The organism is Ktedonobacter robiniae (assembly GCF_016587375.1).
GTDB classification, from domain to species: Bacteria; Chloroflexota; Ktedonobacteria; order Ktedonobacterales; family Ktedonobacteraceae; genus Ktedonobacter; species Ktedonobacter robiniae.
Genome location: NZ_BNJG01000002.1, coordinates 1,866,484 through 1,887,201, shown reverse-complemented (window position 1 = coordinate 1,887,201; position 20,718 = coordinate 1,866,484). Strand labels below are relative to the sequence as shown.

The 20,718-nt window shown below is 52.0% G+C and carries 3 protein-coding genes; all 3 read right to left on the bottom strand.

The features are described from left to right. Positions 1-20: 20 nt before the first annotated feature. Genes JMJ04_RS28970 through JMJ04_RS28960 form a run of 3 tightly spaced genes read right to left on the bottom strand, consistent with a single transcriptional unit; the run spans position 21 to position 20,195 of the window. Positions 21-7,346: an amino acid adenylation domain-containing protein gene (locus JMJ04_RS28970; protein WP_201373885.1), complete on the bottom strand. Its 7,326-nt coding sequence runs from the start codon at positions 7,344-7,346 to the stop codon at positions 21-23. Next, entirely contained in the window at positions 7,343-10,477 is a 3,135-nt protein-coding gene (locus JMJ04_RS28965) for a non-ribosomal peptide synthetase (RefSeq protein WP_201373884.1), read from the bottom strand. Before JMJ04_RS28965 ends, JMJ04_RS28970 begins: the two co-directional genes overlap by 4 nt. A 28-nt stretch (positions 10,478-10,505) precedes the next feature. Beyond that, positions 10,506-20,195: a non-ribosomal peptide synthetase/type I polyketide synthase gene (locus JMJ04_RS28960; RefSeq protein ID WP_201373883.1), complete on the bottom strand. Its 9,690-nt coding sequence runs from the start codon at positions 20,193-20,195 to the stop codon at positions 10,506-10,508. Between the last annotated feature and the right edge of the window lie 523 nt (positions 20,196-20,718).

Genomic DNA, 20,718 nt, shown 5'->3' with positions numbered 1-20,718 from the left:
GATGTTCCGTCAATGCCGCGTTATGCATCTGCATGATCCAGGCTTGCGCTCAATAACTGAGCAAGTGTCTGGCTGTTTGGGTGCTGCATCATCGTATAATGCGTCCCCTGAACAGTAGAGAGAGAGAATTCTGGTAGCGTTAGCTGTTGCCAGCTTGAGGCTGCTGTACCCGGTGTTCCTTCAGGAAGGTGGCTTGCCTGAAAGAAGAGAAGCTTGCCGAAATAGGGACGTGGTGTATAGTGCTGAAAAGCTCCTTTGTTTTGCTGAAATGTAGAGAAGAGTCGTAGCAGAGAAGCTGTATCTAACTCGGGAGGGAAGATCCCAGCACGTTGTGCCTGCTCGAGTATCGAGCGCACCTGTTCTTGTGGATGGGTGTGATGATGATTGAGATGGGCTGCTGATACATGTTTTCCCGAGAGACCCTCTAGATCATGCAAGAACTCGCTCACAATGCTTTGCTCATCGGAGAAATGTCCTGGTGCGTAACTATCGAAGAGCGTCAATGTACGTACTGTGTGTCCCTGTTGTTGAAGCTGCTGGGCCATCTCAAAGGCAATGACACCACCTAGTGACCATCCTCCCAGGTGATAAGGGCCGGTTGGCTGTACCGCGTACATTGCTTTAATATACCGCGCGGCAAGATCTTGCAGGCGAGGCTGTGTTGTTTGCCAGGAATCCGGGTCGGGTGATTGGAGTGCATAGAATGGTCTATCTTGATCTCCATCACGGGCGATATCAAGATAGCAGAAAACTTCACCTCCAATTGGATGGACGCAAAAGAATGGATATTTTTCTCCAGATGTGCGCATGGGAACCAGGATAGAGCGAGGCTGCTGCGTATCTTGTTGATGAATAAGGCTGGCTAAATGTTCAATCGTCGCATGTTGAAAAAGCGTGGAGAGTGGAAATTGCTGTTGGAATGCATGCTGAATGTGTGCCATCAGGCGTATCGCGAGGAGCGAATGCCCTCCTAGCTCAAAAAAATTGTCGGTGATACCAATGGTCTGGTGTGGGAGGAGTTCTTCCCAGATACGGACAAGTTGTAACTCGATAGTATCGCGTGGCGGAGTATAGTTTTGCTGGGACCCATGTGGAGCATGGGTGGGGAGAGGAAGGGCCGCTAGATCTAATTTATCATTTGGTGTGTGAGGAAATGCGGATAAGTGTATAAATGCCGATGGGAGCATATATTGAGGCAACTGTTGGTATAGAAATTGTCGTAATTCCATTGATGAGGGAACCTGGTTCATCTGTGTCGTGAAATACGCGAGCAGCAGCGTTTCATCATCGGGCTGTTTGTGTGAGATGACAACACACTCATGGATAGCTGGATGACGATGCAGTACTGCCTCGATCTCACCAAGTTCGATACGGAAGCCACGAATCTTCACCTGGTGGTCGAGACGACTCAGAAACTCCAATGCGCCATTTTCGCGATAGCGTACCAGATCACCCGTTTTGTAGAGCCGTGCCCCAGGTTTGTCAGAAAATGGATGAGGAATGAAGCGTTCGGCTGTTAGCATTGCCTGGTTACGATATCCACGAGCGATGCCAACTCCCCCCAGATAGAGTTCACCAGCCACCCCAATGGGAACCGGTTGGAGTTGTGCATTGAGCACATATGTCTGAGCGTGGTTGATCGCCGGCCCGATGAGTGGTGGCTGATTTTGATCTGGTGTATAGTGCGCTCCAGTCGCCCAGACCGTAGCTTCAGTGGGTCCATAGGCATTATAGAGTCGGTGCGTTTTAGCTACCTGGTCAGCCAATCCTTTGGGCAGGGCCTCTCCTGCTGAGATAAACATATGCAGGCCAGAGAGTACGTTGCAGTCCAGGGTTGCTAGCACTGATGGCGGCAGCGTTGCATGGGTGATGACGTACTGGGTGAGGAAATGTTGGAGGTCGCTACCCGGCAGCAAGGCCTCACGTGCCCCTAGAACCAGAGTAGCACCAGCCGTTAAGGCCAGTGAAATCTCAAAGACCGAGGCATCGAAGCTCAGAGAGGCAAATTGCAAGATACGGTCCTGGGGCTGGATGGCAAAGATTTCCTGCTGCGCCTGAGCCAGATAGAAGAGCCCCTGGTGTTCAATTTGTACTCCTTTGGGTTGACCAGTCGAACCGGACGTATAGATCATATATGCCAGCGAGTGGGCTGGGATGGTCAGTGAGAGATTCTCTGGCGCTTCATTGCTGAGTTCAAGCCAGATTCCATCAAGGGCAATGTATGCACAGGAGGATGCTGGGAGGCGAGGGAGAAGATGTTGTTGGGTGAGCAGAAGAGAGATCTGAGCATCATGCAACATGAAAGAGAGGCGGTCCGATGGGTAGGATGGGTCGAGTGGCAGGTAGGCACCACCGGATTTGAGGACGGCAAGGAGCGCGATGAGCATGTCTGGAGAACGTTCGACAGCGATCCCGACCAGTGTTTCTGGACCCCCTCCCTGCCTTCGCACATAGTGGGCGAGTTGATTGGCTTGTGCGTTAAGGTGTTGATACGTAAGCTGTTGATCACCAAAGATGAGAGCTATGGCATCAGGCGTTTGCTCAGCGCGTTGCTCAAAGAGGACGTGCAGGGTGGAGGGCATAGGCACGGGCAATTGAGGAGACTGCCAGCCCTGGATGAGTTGGCGTCGCTCCTGTTCAGGTAGGATCTCCAGACGACTGATGGGACAGGCTGGGTGCGCGAGAATATCGCTGACCAGCACCTCATAGGAGCGGGCCAGGCGCTCAATCGTAGCTGCTTCAAAGAGATCGGTCCGATATTCCAGGGTGGCCTGCAACGTGCCCGCTTCCTCTTCAATGATCAGGCTAAGATCAAATTTGGTGGCGTGAACCTCGATGGGAAGTCGCCGGGTGCTGATCTCAGCAAGCGAGATCGGGGCAGCAGCCTGGGGCTGGAAGAGAAACATCACCTGAAAGAGCGGCGAGTGACTGAGCATGCGTTGAGGATGGAGGGCTTCGACCACCTGCTCAAACGGGAGATCCTGATGCTCATAGGCTTGCAGGGTGACGCTTTTGACCTGCTGGAGCAGGGTCTGGAATGAGGGATCCGCCGAGAGATCAAGGCGTAGCGCCAGGGTATTGACGAAGAAGCCGATCAGGTGCGCGACTTCTGGCCGGGTGCGGTTGGCAATGGGGGTGCCGACGACCAGGTCCTGCTGTCCACTATAGCGCTGCAGCAGGACCAGGAAGGTGCTCAGGAAGAACATGAAGGGCGTGCAGTCACACTGGCGGCAGAGCTCGGCGAGGGAAGGATGCAGGCGCGTGGGCAGCGTGAACGCGTATTGAGCCCCTTCCGTCTGCTGAACAGGAGGGCGCGGATGATCAATGGGCAGTTCCAGCAGAGCAGGGGCATCGACGAGCTGCTGTTTCCAGTAGGCGAGCTGCTGCTGCATGAGGGGAGTCTGCAGCCATTGGCGTTGCCAGAGCGCATAATCAGCATACTGCACGGAGAGGGTCGGTAGGAGCGCCGTGGTGCCGGTCAGGTGGGCATGGTAGAGCAACCCAAGCTCCTGTAGCAGCAAATCCATCGACCAGCCGTCAGAGGCGATATGGTGCATGGTGAGGATCAGGTGATGCTCGTGTGGGGAGAGGCGCAAGACATGCAGGCGGATGGGGAACTGCTCTGCGAGCAGGAAGGGAGCGTGGGCATCTTGCTGGCGAAGCGCGTGGGCGGTGGCCTCGCGCAGTGGTGAAGGGAGAGCAGAGAGATCAATGCAGGAGAGCAGATGCGGTGGCAGGGAAGCAAGCGGAGCGATGACCTGGATGGGATCTCCATCGAGGGAAGCGAAGGTCGTGTGCAAGACCTCGTGGCGCAGGATCAGGTCCTGGAGGCTGTGAGCCAGTGCAGAGAGGTGCAAGGGTCCCTGACAACTGAAGGCCAGGGTCATATTATAGCTGGCGTCAAGGGGACTGAACTGATCGAGGAACCAGAGGCGTTGTTGGCCAAAGGAGAGAGGCAAGGGGTGATCACGAGGAACCGGAGCGAGCGTGGGCAGGAGCGAAGCCTGCTCCTGATACCGGGTGTGGGAAAGCAGTTGGGCGAGTGCCGTGATAGTAGGAGCAGCAAAGAAGTGACGCAGAGAGAGATCGACGGAGAAGAGTGCTCGGATGCGAGAGATAACCCTGGTCACGAGCAGCGAGTGGCCGCCCAGGGAAAAGAAGTTGGCGCTAACGCTGATCTGTTGCTGGGGGAGAGCCAGGACATCGGCCCAGATGGAAGCAAGCGTCAGCTCGATGGGAGAACGAGGAGCGACAAATGCATCATCGTGGATCTGGGTGCTTAGATCGGGAGCCGGAAGTTGACGACGATCGAGCTTGCCATTGGGAGAGAGAGGGAGATGATCCAGGAACACAAATGCTGATGGAACCATATACTCTGGGAGAGATTGTTGCAGGAATTGACGCATACTTTCCGCTTTTATTGTCTCTTCTCCTGCCGTCGTCATATACGCGATCAGGCGTTTGTCATCTGTACGATCCTCGCGTACGATGGCAACTGCTTCTCGTATGGTAGGATGTTGCCTGATGACCGCTTCAATCTCGCCGAGCTCGATACGGAAGCCGCGCAGCTTGATCTGGTGATCTGTGCGTCCAAGATATATCAGCGCTCCATCGGATCTGCGGCATCCCAGGTCGCCAGTGCGATACAATCGTGTTCCAGCATGTCCACTGACTATATCCGGCACAAAACGCTCAGCTGTCAATTCTGGACGTTGCCAGTAGCCACGTGCCAGACCGGCACCACCAATATATATCTCGCCGGTTACGCCGATAGGCACTGGTTGTAGAAAGGTATCGAGGATATAGACTTGCATCTGATCGATTGGATATCCGATAGCGGTCGCCTGGTCTGAAGACTCATTCCCGATCTGATAACTTGTGGCATCTGCTGCAACCTCTGATGAGCCATACAGGTTGAATAAGTGAGCAGCCGGTAAGCACTGGCGAAAGCGTTGTATGAGATCCACAGGAAGCGCTTCGCCACTACTTGTCCAATGCGTAAGTCGGTGGAGCTGTGTCTGAAGAACGGCATCCTCCTCCTGGAGTAAAACGCGTAAGAGCGAGGGCACCAGGACAATCCGGCTGACGGCATACTGCGCTAATTGTTCTCGTAAACGAGGTGGATCCTTGACAACTTCATCGGTTAGGATGACAAGCGGCACTCCTTGTAGGAGGGGTCCAAAGATCTCTGACACCGCATCAACGAAGCTCAGGTTCGTTTTCTGGCAGCAGATGTCCTGCGCAGTGAAAGGCATGGTTCGCCACATCCACTGTAAGCGATTGACTATTGCGCCATGAGTACCCAGGACACCTTTAGGCTTTCCCGTTGATCCCGACGTGTAAATGACATAGGCCAGATTCGCATCACTGAGGGTCAGAGAGGGGGAGCCTGGCTCTGTCTGTGTAATCTGTTCCCATTGCTGATCGAGCGCAATCATAGTAGGCCCTTGCGCTGGTAGGAGTGTACGTAACGTGCTCTGGGTCAGGACGAGCGTTACCTGGCTATCGGCGAGCATAAAGGCAATCCGCTCAGAAGGATGCGTCGGATCAATCGGAACATACGCCCCTCCTGCTTTAAGGATGCCTAATAATGCTACCAACATGGTCACGGATCGTTGCAGACATACACCAACTAAGCTCTCTGGCCCAATCTTTCTTGCTCGGAGATAACCAGCAAGCAGATCAGCATACCTGTTCAGTGTTTGGTAGCTGATCTGCTCTTCATTGCAGATTGCGGCTATGGCATCAGGTGTTTGTTCAGCGCGCTGCTCAAAGAGGACGTGCAGGGTGGAGGGCATAGGCGCGGGCAATTGAGGAGACTGCCAGCCCTGGATGAGTTGGCGTCGCTCCTGTTCAGGTAGGATCTCCAGGCGACTGATGGGACAGGCTGGGTGCGCGAGAATATCGCTGACCAGCACCTCATAGGAGCAGGCCAGGCGCTCAATCGTAGCTGCTTCAAAGAGATCGGTCCGATATTCCAGGGTGGCCTGCAACGTGCCCGCTTCCTCTTCAATGATCAGGCTGAGGTCAAATTTGGTGGCGTGAACCTCGATGGGAAGTCGCCGGGTGCTGATCTCAGCAAGCGAGATCGGGGCAGCAGCCTGGGGCTGGAAGAGAAACATCACCTGAAAGAGCGGCGAGTGACTGAGCATGCGTTGAGGATGGAGGGCTTCGACCACCTGCTCAAACGGGAGATCCTGATGCTCATAGGCTTGCAGGGTGACGCTTTTGACCTGCTGGAGCAGGGTCTGGAATGAGGGATCCGCCGAGAGATCAAGGCGTAGCGCCAGGGTATTGACGAAGAAGCCGATCAGGTGCGCGACTTCTGGCCGGGTGCGGTTGGCAATGGGGGTGCCGACGACCAGGTCCTGCTGTCCACTATAGCGCTGCAGCAGGACCAGGAAGGTGCTCAGGAAGAACATGAAGGGCGTGCAGTCACACTGGCGGCAGAGCTCGGCGAGGGAAGGATGCAGGCGCGTGGGCAGCGTGAACGCGTATTGAGCCCCTTCCGTCTGCTGAACAGGAGGGCGCGGATGATCAATGGGCAGTTCCAGCAGAGCAGGGGCATCGACGAGCTGCTGTTTCCAGTAGGCGAGCTGCTGCTGCATGAGGGGAGTCTGCAGCCATTGGCGTTGCCAGAGCGCATAATCAGCATACTGCACGGAGAGGGTCGGTAGGAGCGCCGTGGTGCCGGTCAGGTGGGCATGGTAGAGCAACCCAAGCTCCTGTAGCAGCAAATCCATCGACCAGCCGTCAGAGGCGATATGGTGCATGGTGAGGATCAGGTGATGCTCGTGTGGGGAGAGGCGCAAGACATGCAGGCGGATGGGGAACTGCTCTGCGAGCAGGAAGGGAGCGTGGGCATCTTGCTGGCGAAGCGCGTGGGCGGTGGCCTCGCGCAGTGGTGAAGGGAGAGCAGAGAGATCAATGCAGGAGAGCAGATGCGGTGGCAGGGAAGCAAGCGGAGCGATGACCTGGATGGGATCTCCATCGAGGGAAGCGAAGGTCGTGTGCAAGACCTCGTGGCGCAGGATCAGGTCCTGGAGGCTGTGAGCCAGTGCAGAGAGGTGCAAGGGTCCCTGACAACTGAAGGCCAGGGTCATATTATAGCTGGCGTCAAGGGGACTGAACTGATCGAGGAACCAGAGGCGTTGTTGGCCAAAGGAGAGAGGCAAGGGGTGATCACGAGGAACCGGAGCGAGCGTGGGCAGGAGCGAAGCCTGCTCCTGATACCGGGTGTGGGAAAGCAGTTGGGCGAGTGCCGTGATAGTAGGAGCAGCAAAGAAGTGACGCAGAGAGAGATCGACGGAGAAGAGTGCTCGGATGCGAGAGATAACCCTGGTCACGAGCAGCGAGTGGCCGCCCAGGGAAAAGAAGTTGGCGCTAACGCTGATCTGTTGCTGGGGAGAGCCAGGACATCGGCCCAGATGGAAGCAAGCGTCAGCTCGATGGGAGAACGAGGAGCGACAAATGCATCATCGTGGATCTGGGTGCTTAGATCGGGAGCCGGAAGTTGACGACGATCGAGCTTGCCATTGGGAGAGAGAGGGAGATGATCCAGGAACACAAATGCTGATGGAACCATATACTCTGGGAGCTGTGTACTCAGTACGCGGTGTATCACAGCGGAATCTGTATTTTCTCCTACCAGATAGGCAACCAGTTGTTGATGATCGGGTACATCCTCGCGTAGCACGACCACTGCCTGACGAATTGAGGGTAATTGCTGTAATATCGCCTCAATCTCGCCGAGCTCGATACGGAAGCCGCGTAATTTTACCTGCTGATCTTTGCGTCCCAGGAATACAATAGCCCCATCAGATTGATAGCGCACAAGATCTCCCGTACGATAGAGACGTGCGCCCGGTTTTTGACTGAAAGGATGGGGGATAAAGCGTTCAGCCGTCAGTTCAGGACGATTGAGGTAGCCATAACCCAGCCCGTTTCCCCCCACATACAACTCTCCGACGGCACCGATGGGAACAGGTCTGAGCCAGTCATCAAGTATATAGAGCTGCGTATTGTTGATCGGTCGTCCAATGGGGGGATCAACAAGTTGCGCATAGTTAACATAGGTAAATGCGACTGCGTCACTGCATTCAGTCGGACCGTAGTAATTCACCAGAGCCGTCTGTTGTAATGGTCCCTGGAAAAGAGGTTGTAGCCGTGAGATATGGATAGGCTCACCACCTAGAACGACTGCCCGTAGAGACATCAGTGATGTCAATGGGGTCTCCTCAAGCAATGGATAGAACATACTGGGAGTGCAGTTGAGAAGCGTAATGGCTTGCTCTGCAATCGTGCGTCGAATGGCGGCCGGATCATAATAGTGAGAGGGTAAAAGATGGACCGTTCCTCCGGTGAGTAAGGGGGCAAACAAATTTTTCTGGGTCAGGTCAAAGCTAAAAGAGGTGACAATCAGGATATGGTCATGGGATGAAATATGTATAGCGCTGACAAACCATTGGAGCAGATTGATAAAGTTCTGATGTGCGATGACTGCTCCTTTTGGTCTACCCGTGGAGCCTGAGGTATAGATCATATAGATTGGATGCTCAGGACAGCTCAGATTGATCAGATTATCATGAGGCGTTTGCCAATCTATATCTGGTACAAGTATCGGCGTCGTAGTTGTAGGCAGGCGGTGCTGAAGTGAAGATTGCGTCAGGAGTAGTTGGAGCTGTGCATCTTCTATCATATACGTTAAACGCTCCTCTGGATAGGCCGCATCCAGAGGAACATAGGCTCCTCCTGCTTTGAGAATAGCGAGCATTGATACTGCCAGTTCCAGTGACCGTTCCATGCTGACCCCAACCAGCGCTCCTGGCCCGATACCCATGGTACGCAAAGAGTGGGCTAGGAGATTGGCTGCATTATTGAGTTCTCGATATGTTTTGCCTTCTCCCTCAAACACCAGAGCTATCGCCTCGGGCGTCCGTGCGACCTGCTGTTCAATGAGTTCATGGAGACAGAAAGCCAGAGGAGACTGGAGCGTCGTAACATTCCATTCATTCAGAAGTTGGAGCTGTTCCTGTTCTGGCAAGATATTGAGCTGGCTGATGGGCCGATCTGGATGGGCAACGATATCGTCTAGCAAGGTCTGGTAATAGGATCCCAGGCGTTGCATCGTTGCTGCTTCAAAGAGGTCGGTGCGGTATTCCAGAAATGCCTGAAAAGCATCAGGCTCTTCCACGATAATTAGACTCAGATCGAACTTGGTTGTATTCGTATTGATCTGCATGCGCTGTGACCTGATATCGGTGAGCGCGAGGTTTGTTGTGGGCTGTGTCTGGAGAACGAACATCACTTGAAAAAGCGGGGAGTGATTGAGCATGCGTTGCGGTTGCAGCGTTTCGACGAGCTGATCAAAGGGCAGGTCTTGATGTTCATAGGCTTCCAGCGTGATCGTTTTGACCTGCTGGAGGAGCGATTGAAATGATGGATCAGCCGAGAGGTCGAGACGCAGAGCCAGGGTATTGACGAAGAAGCCGATCAAGTTAGCGACTTCCGGGCGATTGCGGTTGGCAACAGGAGTGCCGATGACCAGGTCATGCTGCCTGCTATAGCGATGCAGGAGCACCTGGAAGGCCGCTAAAAAGAGCATAAAGGGTGTACAGCCGTGCTGACGAGCGAAGTGTTGAAGGGCCTGGACTCGATGGAGAGGAATAGAGAACTGGTGGAGGGCTCCCTGTCCCTGCTGTTGAGATGGAAGAGGGTGGTCGTAGGGAAGTTCCAGGAGGGCAGGAGCGTCGGCGAGCTGGTGTTTCCAGTAGTCGAGCTGCTGCTGCAAGGCGGGGCCCTGGAGCCATTGGCGTTGCCAGAGAGCGTAATCAGCGTACTGCACAGGGAGGTCAGGCATGGATGCAGCATGCCCATTTACCTGAGCAGTATAGAGCAGACTGAGCTCATGCATAAAAATATCCATCGACCAGCCGTCGGAGGCGATATGGTGCATGGCAAATAATAGCTGATGCTTTTGCGGCGCCAGGCGTAAGATGCGTACTCGTAAAAGCGGCCCATGAGATAAATCGAAAGGGGCATGGCTTTCTTGTTGGGTAAGCTGCGCGATGGCCTGTTCACAGTCCTGCGTAGAGAGAGATTGAAGATCAATGAGCAGAAAAGGAAGAGGTAGTGTCGCGTGAATCTGTTGTAGAAGCTCATTTTCGTGTTGCTGAAAGGTGGTTCGTAGCGTCTCGTGACGTTGCACGATCTGATGAAGACTGATATTGAGCGCTTCCAGATTCAGTGGTCCGGTAAGTTGCACACCTTCAACAATATTGTATGAGGCGGGATCGGCTGTGAGTTGATTGAGGAACCATAAGCGCTGCTGCGCAAAGGAGGCAGCAGTGAGCGCGGAGCGATCCTTACGGACAGGAATTTGCTCAGACAGGTTCGTTTTTCCTTTTTGCAACCTCTGGAGTAGCAATGCTCGTTTTTGCGGAGAGAGATTGAGAATACGTGCTGTTGAATCGTTCACGATATGTCAGGCTCCTTTGGATCTTTTTCTACTCCTGGGCGAGAAATGCCTCGACCTCTTCATCGGTGAGGGCATCAAGTTCAGCTAGAAGCTGTTCAGTCTCGCTATCGTCAATGTGTGCCGTGAGGGATTGGATCACGTGTTCTGCCACTCCGGCGACAGTCGGTGTTTCCAGGAGTGAGCGCAAAGAAAGTTCTGCATGAAGCAATTCTTGTATCCGGGTCAGTACGCGGGTCGCCAGCAACGAATGGCCGCCTAGCTCTAAAAAGTTATCGTAGACGCCAATAGGCTCAATACCCAGCAATGTCTGCCAGATTTCTACAATAGTTTGTTCTATCTCATTGCGAGGTGCCACATAGGCAGTCTGTAGCTCTGGTCTCGTATGGGATGTGTCAATTGATCTGGGCGCTGGCTGCGGAAGTAAGGGTTGGCGCTTCTGCCTGATCCATTGTGTGACACGTTCCTCGAGGTTTCCTGTTGAGACAATCACTTGTGTCAGGAAGTCAGTCGAGAGAATGCGTAGCCATGCGTCGATCCCTTCATCAGGAGTCAAGGCAAGATGTGCCAGGCGTGTGTCAAGCAGCGTTTTATTGGTAGATTCCTGCTCAAATTGCCATCCATCCCAGTTGACGCTAATCCAGCGGGTCGAGGTCTGAGCTGTCTGCTGCGATACGAATGCATCGAGGAAGAGATTGACCGCGGTATAGGCTGCAAAGCCCAGGCCACCTAAGATGGACGAAAGCGATGAGTTGAGGAGACAGAAGTCCACATTTCTGTCACGCAGTAGACGCTCTAGCACCAGTACTCCATGAATTTTTGCTTCCATCTGTGCATCATAGATATGGGTGTTTGTATCGTGAATAGTATAGAAGATTTGCTCTGGACGGGCTCCGGCAGCATAAATGACACCATGTATCGTACCAAATTGGTCTTCAGCCTGCGCCAGAGCCGAACGCATCTGCTCTTCGTTGGCTGCGTCCGCTGAGAGTGTAAGTATCTCTGCCCCATAGCTTTCCAGGCGTTGTAACGTCTGAATTTTTCGTATCTCGCTCTCAGGCATATCATGATTGGAGAGGCAGGACTCCCATTGAGCTCTTTCGGGCAAAGGACTGCGTCCAATCAGAACAATTCTAGCGTGCTTTTGCCGGACAAGATATTCTGCCATCGCCAGTCCAATCTGACCCAGGCCGCCGATGATGAGATAGGTGCCTTTCTCGCGCAGGCATACATGGTCTGTTATTGCGGTATCAAGGTGCGTTGGCTCGTATAACTGAACCCAGCGCTGATCTCCTCGATAGGCCACAATAGGATCAGTCGTCGGCGCTAGCAGCTCTGCATGGAGTTGCGCCTGTTGCCTTTGTAGCTGTCTGCTCTGGGGTACAGATTGATCAAGATCGATATACGTGCAGGTGAGGAAAGGATACTCTTGTGGTATAACTTTACAGATACCACCAAGTGTCGCCTTCTCTGGCACAATAGACTCGGAGCCTGTGACAGTTTGTGTTGCATTTGAAATGACCGTGATATGTATCGGTATTGTTTGTTGTGCCTGGTCAATGGCTTGAATGGTGTAGAGCAGGCTCAAGAATCCACGCTCCTGAATACTGTGTATGCGCATACTATGTGGATCAAGCGGTTCGGCCTCGAATGCATAGGTCATAGACCAGGCATGCACAATATTGTGCGGCCAGCGATCAGTCAACTGGAGCTCGTGGAATAGTGCATCGTAATCGGAGCGTGAACGAGGGTCCAGCAGATACAAGGCATCGCCTTGCCTGGTAAAGCGCTCTCCTACACGAATTTCTATGACCTGTTGTTGGTTCTCCCGTAGGGCTTGCACCATGCTCTGCGTGCTTGTTTCCGGATCGCTAAATACTACCCAGCATGTTGATGGTATGCTCGTTTGCTTATGCGCATAGTCCAGGTAGAGCGGGGCACGTTTCCAGGTGGGAATGTAGAACCAGTCGGACAGCGCGGCTTTTTGCGTACTCGCGCTGTGCGTATTTTGTTGTTCCTTTTCTCGTGGCGCAGACTCAATCCAATAGCGCTGACGTTCAAAAGGATACGTTGGTAGCGGAACTCGTCGCTGGTGCTGGTGGGTGTGGAAGATCGACCAATCGATAGAGACGCCACGGAGCCATAATCGACCCAGCGTTGTGTAATGGGTAAGCAGTTCAGATTCTGTCGTTTGCGCTGCTGGAAGTGAAGGCAATACCAGCGCGTGACTCATCAAGCTATGCTGCCTGACCAATGAAGTGAGTGTATGTCCTGGACCGACTTCCAGCAGGAGCGGTAAGGGTTCCTGGAAGAGCGTTTGTACCCCCTGAGCAAATTGGACACACTGCCGGGTGTGTTGTACCCAGTACATTGGATCCGTCGCTTGTTCTGGCGTAATCCAGGTGCCGGTAAGATTAGAGATATACGGTATCTCTGGTGACTGCAATTGAATCTGGCGTAGCCGTGAGGCGAATGCATCGAGCATCGGTTCCATCATTGGCGAATGAAAAGCATGGGAGTTTTTCAGGCGTTGATAGGCAATGCCTTGTTGGGACAGACGTCGTATGAGGGTGTCGATCCTGGCAATTGGACCAGCAAGGACACATTTTTGGGGAGCATTAATCGCGGCCAGTGAAATATGCTCATCCAAAAATGCTTGAGCCTCTTCGGCAGAAAGAGCGATAGAGACCATTGCTCCTGGTGGTAATTGTTGCATGAGCTGACCACGGTCGGCTACGAGCAGCAAGGCATCCTCAAGTGAGAGAACCTGAGCAAGGCAAGCTGCCACATATTCGCCAAGGCTATGACCAAGCATTGCCTGTGGTGTAATGCCATGGGAATACCAGAGTTGTGCCAGGGAATACTCGACCGTAAAGAGTATGGGTTGCGTAAGCCATGTTTCATCAAGGTTTCTGGGCGTTTCCGTGTCTGGATATTCAGCAGGATACAGAAGTGACCGTATGTCCAGTCCTAATCGAGGGCGAAGGATCTCCGCACATTGATCAATCGAGACGCGAAATACAGGTTCGTGCTGATACAACTGAGCTGTCATAGAGGCATATTGTGAGCCCTGACCGGGAAAGATCCAGACCAGTGATGGTGTGCTCTCGTTCCAATGATCGGTGTAGACACGCTCTGGAGTGTGTATTGAGAGGGTCTGGAGTGTGTCATTGCGCTGTTGACAGAGCAGTATACGTCGGTGGGCGAAAGCCTGTCGACCTACGTGTAGTGTGTAGGCGATATCATTGAGTGACAAGAATGGATGTTCCTGGATGTAGGTCAGGAGACGTGTTGTCATTGACTCCAGCGCAGCTATGCTTCTGGCTGAAAGCGTCAATACTTGCCAGGAATTGTCTGATGGTGTTTTTGTAGGCGCTAATGGTTCCTGTTCTGGGGGGGCGTTTTCCAGAATGACATGAGCATTCGTGCCTCCGATGCCGAACGAACTCACCGCAGCTCTGCGCAGATGGGTGGTTGATTGCCAGGGGGCCAATAAGGTATTGACGTAAAAAGGACTCTCTGCAAAATCAATCAGTGGATTGGGGGTTTCAAAGTGCAAACTGGCCGGAATCTCTCTGTGTTTGAGTATCAGAATGGTTTTGATGAATCCCGCAATACCTGCAGCAGCATCCAGATGCCCGATGTTCGTCTTCACTGAGCCAAGCGCACATCCGTTCTTTTTTGTCATAACAGAGCCATACGCCTGTTTTAATGCTGCAAATTCTATGGAGTCTCCCAGCGGCGTCCCGGTACCGTGTGTCTCAATATAGCCGATGGTGTCAGGATCTATTGCCGCTTGCTGTAGCGCCTTCGTAATCACATGCACCTGTCCTTGCAAGCCAGGAGCCGTATAACTCACCTTGGCGGCTCCATCGTTGTTGATCGCAGAGCCTCGGATGACTGCATGAATTGTGTCACCATCCTGGAGAGCAGCAGATAGCCGTTTGAGCACAACGACACCCAGTCCATCGCCACCGACACTTCCCTGTGCCTGAGCATCAAATGCCCGGCAATGTCCATCGGGGGAGGCAATCCCCCCTTCCTGATACCAGTATCCTGTGGTTTGTGGAATACGAATAGAACACCCACCGGCCAGGGCCAGTGAACTCTCGTTATTGCGTAGGCTCTGACACGCCAGGTGGACCGCCACCAGTGATGTTGAGCAAGCAGTTTGAATCGTGATCGCTGGCCCGCGAAGGTTGAGCTTATAGGATGTACGGGTGGCCAGAAAATCCTTTTCATTGCCTAATTGAATCTGGAAGTTATCGGAGAAATGTTCCGACTGCGCGTGAGTTTCAGGATAGAACGGAAGATAGCTACTTGAACTGACGCCAGCGAAAAGTCCAACCGATCCCCGATAGTCTGTGTTCCCGTAGCCTGCATGCTCAAGGGCCTCCCAGGCGCATTCCAGAAAAAGACGCTGCTGTGGATCTATTGTCTCGGCCTCCCTGGGGCTGTAGCCAAAGAAAGAAGCATCAAAAAGATCAATGTCATCTATGAACGCGTTCACTTTGACATACAGGGGAGATTGCAGTATCTGAGCATCAATGCCAGCGTTTTTCAGTTCTTCATCGGTAAAAAAGGAAATGCTTTCAACCCCATTGCGCAGATTTTGCCAGAACTCAGCAATATTTTTAGCGCCCGGAAAGCGACCGGCGAGACCGATAATCGCAATCGGCTCATTGCTGCTATCCTGTGGTTCTCGCGTTGCCAGTGTTTCAGGCGTCTCTCTCAAGGAAGAAGATTGTTGAGGTGCCGTTTGTTGCGAAGAAGAAAGAAACGTAGCCAGAGCATTGATGGTTGGATATGCGAAAAGGTCGAGCACCGAAACATCCAGCTTGAAGCGCTGCTGCAGTTCTCTTTGAACGCGTATAATCAGCAGGGAATGACCACCAAGATCGAAAAAGTTATCATGAGGCCCGACTTGCTCTCGATGTAATACTTCTTGCCAGAGGTGTATGAGTTTTTGCTCAAGAGTCGTCAACGAGGGTGCCTGCGTCGCGGGAGGGCTTGTGATCGTGAGTGATGGATCTGGGAGTGCCAGACGATCTATCTTACCGCTTATTGTGAGTGGGAAGGCGGGTAGCGAAACGAAATGAGCCGGAACCATATAGGCAGGGAGTTGGTGTTTGAGTGCCTGACGCAGTGTCTCTATCCAATCTGGTGGGGTGCTGGTTATTACCACATATGCCACTAAGGCGGGCATGTTGTCGTTATCTTCTTTCGCCAGAACGAGACATTCCCGGACCAGGGGATGCGTTAAGAGTGTGGCTTCAATCTCTGCTGGCTCGATGCGAAAACCACGGAGTTTGATTTGATGGTCAATTCGGCCAAGGAATTTGATACTTCCATTGGCTTGATAACATGCCAGGTCACCAGTGTAATACAGACGAGCGTTGGGATGATCACTAAAGGGATCAGGCAGGAACCGCTCGGCCGTGAGGTCTGGACGATTGAGATAGCCACGAGCGAGCCCGACACCTGCAATAGCGATTTCCCCTGGTTTGCCGACTGGAGCGATTTGACCCTGAGTATCGAGTATATATAGGTGTGTGTTGGCAATGGGATGGCCAATCGGAACATAGTCAAGCTCGGATGTCTGGCTGCATTCCCAGAAGGTCACGTCTATGGCAGCTTCAGTGGGACCATAAAGATTGTGAAGCTTTGTCGACGGGAGGCAGTGGAAAAAACGCCGTTGATGATGTGTTGACAATGCTTCGCCGCTACAAAAGACGTGCCGTAATGATACGCAGCGGTCCATACCCGGCGTGTCCAGGCAGGCCTGTAGCATAGAAGGAACGAAATGGACTATGGTAATGCATTGCTGGGTAATGAGATGAAAAAGAGCCAGGCAATCACGTTGTGTGCCGGGTGGTGCGATGACCAGGCGTGCTCCAGAGAGTAAGGGCCAGAAGAGTTCCCAGACAGACACATCAAAGCTAAAAGGCGTTTTCTGTAAAACCTGATCTGTTGAGGTAAGTGCATAGGTCTCTTGCATCCAGTTCAGGCGGTTACACAGGCCACGGTGCGTATTCATCACACCTTTTGGCTGTCCCGTAGACCCGGACGTGTAGATCGTATAGATGAGATTATCAGGATGGGTCATCACATCTGGATTGGTAATTGCATAGGTAGAGATTGTCTCCCAGGCATCCTCCAGGTAGATTGCTGTGATTGTTGTGTCAGGCAGAGATAGCTGTACATTCTTTTGTAAGAGCAGTACCGGTGCGTGGATCTCCTGCATCATCCATTGCAAGCGTGCAGCGGGATAGTCCGGGTCCAGCGGAACATAGGCACCGCCGGCCTTCATGATTCCCAGTAAGCCAAGTATCATATCGAGAGAACGTGTCATACATATACCTACAAGGACATCAGGTCCGACTCCGAATGAGCGTAAGTAATGTGCGATTTGATTTGCACGCTCATTGAGAGCACGATAGGTCAGAGTCGTATGCTCAAACTGAACTGCAATTGCGTCGGGTGTCAGTTCCACCTGCGCTTCTATAATCTGATGAAGGCATTGATTATTGGGAGAGGAGGAGATTTGTGTTGTCTGCCATGTGGAGAATGCCTGATTTTCTTCAACCGTTAAAAAAGAGAGCATCGCAAGAGGATTGGTTGGGTGTACCACGACTGTGTTCAGAAGACATTGAAAATGAGCCACCATATAGGTGATGGTTGATGTATCAAATAGATCAACCGCATAGCGGAACACGCCAGAAATTCCATGGGGTGTTTCTATCATCTCTAATTGGAGATCGCATTGTATGGTTTCAGTGTGAACTTCCAGTTGCCGCACTTCAAGCTCTGGTATGGTTGACTCATCAAGGTGAAGGGTCTGATTCTGGAAAAGGAACATGATCTGAAAAAGTGGGTTGTGACTTAAACTACGTTGAGGTTGCAGCAATTCTACAAGCTGTTCAAAGGGCAGATCTTGATGAGCATAGGCCTCCAGGATGACATTGCGGACATGGTGTAAAAAATCCAGAAAAGGCATATCGGCTGCCGGATGGGTGCGTATTACCAGTGTGTTAGCGAAGAATCCTAGTAAAGATTCAAGTTCAGTTCTAAAACGATGAGCAATTGGCGTTCCTACCGCAATATCACGCTGGTCACTGTAGCGATAGAGTAGGGTCTGAAATGCTGCCAGTAAGACCATAAATACGGTGACCTGTTCACGTTGTGCGAGCGCGCGTACATGCTGTGAAGTCTGTGGAGAAAGAAGAAATGGTAGACTGGCGCCCTGAAAGGACGGGATCGGAGGGCGTGAACGCTCACCTGGAAGTGTCAGGACTGGGGGGAGTCCCTGGAGTTGTTGTTTCCAATAGGAGCTTTGTTCTGTGAATTTCGCCTGTTGATGGTGTGCTTGTTGCCAGTGTGCGACGTCTGCATACTGTACGGAAAGCTCCGGCAAATGTGGTTCTTTGTTTTGTACAAAACTACTATAGAAAGAAGTAAACTCGTGAAGGAAAATATCTATTGACCAATCATCAGTGATGATATGGTGCATTGTCAGGAGAAGTATGTGCTCGTGGTCATCCAGCCGGAGGAGCATGACGCGTAATAATGGGCCATGTGCTAGATCAAAGGGTCTGTGAATTTCCTGAGTAATGATCTGTTGCACCTGCTGCTTTTTTTCTGTACCATCATGGGTGCTAAGCTCAATCATGAGAGGTATGATTGGTCGATAAGGTGCTATGGACTGGAACGCTTGCCCTCGGTCATCAGGAAAAACCGTTCGTAAGATCTCATGTCGTTGTATGATGTGATTGATACTCTTATTGAGCACGGCGAGTTGCAGTGAACCACGTAAATGGAGTGCAACAGGGACGATATATGCTGGCCTGGCAACTTCTAATTGGTCCAGAAACCATAAACGTTGCTGTGTAAAGGATAGCGGGGCTGTGTGTGTGTGCGGGCGTTTTGTAATAGGCGGCAGTGATACTTGTGTTTTGTTATGCAGTGCTTCCTCGATATATCTTGCCATTTTGGCAATGGTTGGCAACGCAAAGAATATTTGCAAGGGCACTTCGATCTGGAAAAGATCATATATTCTGGCCGTCATTTGTGCCGCGATTAATGAGTGGCCGCCGATAGTAAAAAACGAATCGTGTACTCCAATGTGTGCAATACCCAATAACCGTGTCCATAGCGCCAGTAAATTTTTTTCAATAGAAGTACGTGGCCCTTCCAGGTCTGTTTCGGGTGATTGATCTAAGGTCGTAGGTTGTATGAGCACATGTCGATCAATTTTCCCATTTGGTGTGAGAGGGAAGGCTTGTAGAAAGGTAAAGCGAGAAGGAAGCATATAGTCTGGTAACCGTTGTTGAAGATACGCTCGTAGCGCATCTTTATCTGAAGCATTCTCAGGATGAGGAATAACATAGGCGGTTAAGGACTGGTAGCCAGATGCATCTTTTTGCGCAACCACAAGACTTTGCTGAACAGAGGGATGGGTATTGAGAAGCAACTGAATCTCATCTGGTTCAATGCGGAAACCGCGAATCTTCACCTGATGATCGAGGCGACCCAGAAACTCCAGTGCCCCATCTGCGTGAACGCGTACCAGATCGCCCGTTTTGTAGAGCCGGGTCCCAGCTTCCTTGCTGAACGGATCGGGGATGAAGCGTTCGGCCGTTAATGCCGCCTGGTTGCGATAGCCACGAGCGATGCCGGGTCCCCCCAGATAGAGTTCACCGGAAGCTCCGATAGAAACCGGTTGAAGTTGCTCATTGAGCACATGCGTCTGAACATGGTTGATCGCCGGCCCAATGAGTGGTGGCTGGTCCTGAGCGGATGTGTAGGATGTATAATAAGCCCCCGTAGCCCAGACGGTCGCCTCCGTAGGGCCATAGGCATTGTAGAGACGATGTGTTTTCACCAGCTGGTTTGCCAGTCCTCTGGAGAGCAATTCCCCAGCCGAAATGACTGTGTGCAGGCAAGGGAGCTGATCGCTGGTGAGGGAGGCTAGAACTGACGGGGGAAGCGTTGCATGCGTGATCGCGTACTGCTCAAGAACGTCTTGGAGATTCTTGCCCGGTAGCAAAGCCTCACGCGTCGCCAGTACGAGGGTCGCGCCAGCCATCAAGGCCAGACATATCTCGAAGACTGAGGCATCGAAGCTCAGAGAGGCAAATTGTAGAATGCGGTCCTGGGGCTGGATAGCAAAAATCTCCTGCTGCGTAGAGGCGAGAGCATAGAGGCCACCATGTGTGATTTGCACCCCTTTGGGCTGGCCAGTTGAGCCGGATGTATAGATGATATAGGCCAGATTGTGTGGAGAGATCGTCAACGAGAGATCCTCTGAAGACTCATCGGCGATAGCAGGCCAGATGAGGTCCAGTGAAAGCAGAGGCAAAGATGAGACAGGAAGTTGAGCTGTGAGGTGTTGATGCGTGAGCAAGAGAGAAATGTGAGCATCATGCAACATAAAAGAGAGTCGCTCTGAAGGATAAGTAGGATCAAGAGGAACATAGGCTGCGCCCGTTTTGAGGACAGCGAGGAGCGCAATGAGCATATCTGGAGAGCGCTCGATGGCAATGCCAACTAGTGACTCAGGACCGATCCCTTGCCGTTGTAGATAGTGCGCTAATCGGTTGGCTTGTTTATTTAATCCTACATATGTTAATGAAATATCCTCGAATGTAACGGCAATAGCGTCTGGCCGAAATAGCACTTGTTGCTTGAAAAGCAGCAGAACTGACATTTGTAACGTATCCATGTATACAAAGGACTCCTTGAAGCTGAACCAATGTTTTCACATTCGCTAGGTTCTATTTATAATTTTTATGGAAAAATCAAGGCCCGGCAAAGTCATTGATACTTGTATGTTGTAATGCCCCCACGAACGATAATTTCAGCCCGATTGTTCCAGGATCAAGGTTTGTAAACATAGAGTATTCTCCTCTCAGAAAATACTCATGCCATAATTATGTATACAAAGTGCTATTTATAATAATACCATATACGAATAGAAAAATCTTCTTGTAAAATGCTTAATTACATGATCATAGGAAATTGTGTGCCAAACAGATTGAAGCGGCACCAGAAGATGGTTGGTAATGAAAGTGATCTTGCCCCAATTTGTGAGAGTTCCCCCTTGGCTCTCCGTCCTTCAGGGGGAACTGATGAGCTTGAGCAAACAGGTTCAACCGTCTTACGTATCACCTTAGGGATGAACCTCTTCCAATGCGACGAGGTGTCAAGTTTCATCTAATGTCTTCAGGTCGAAGTCGGCAACGCAA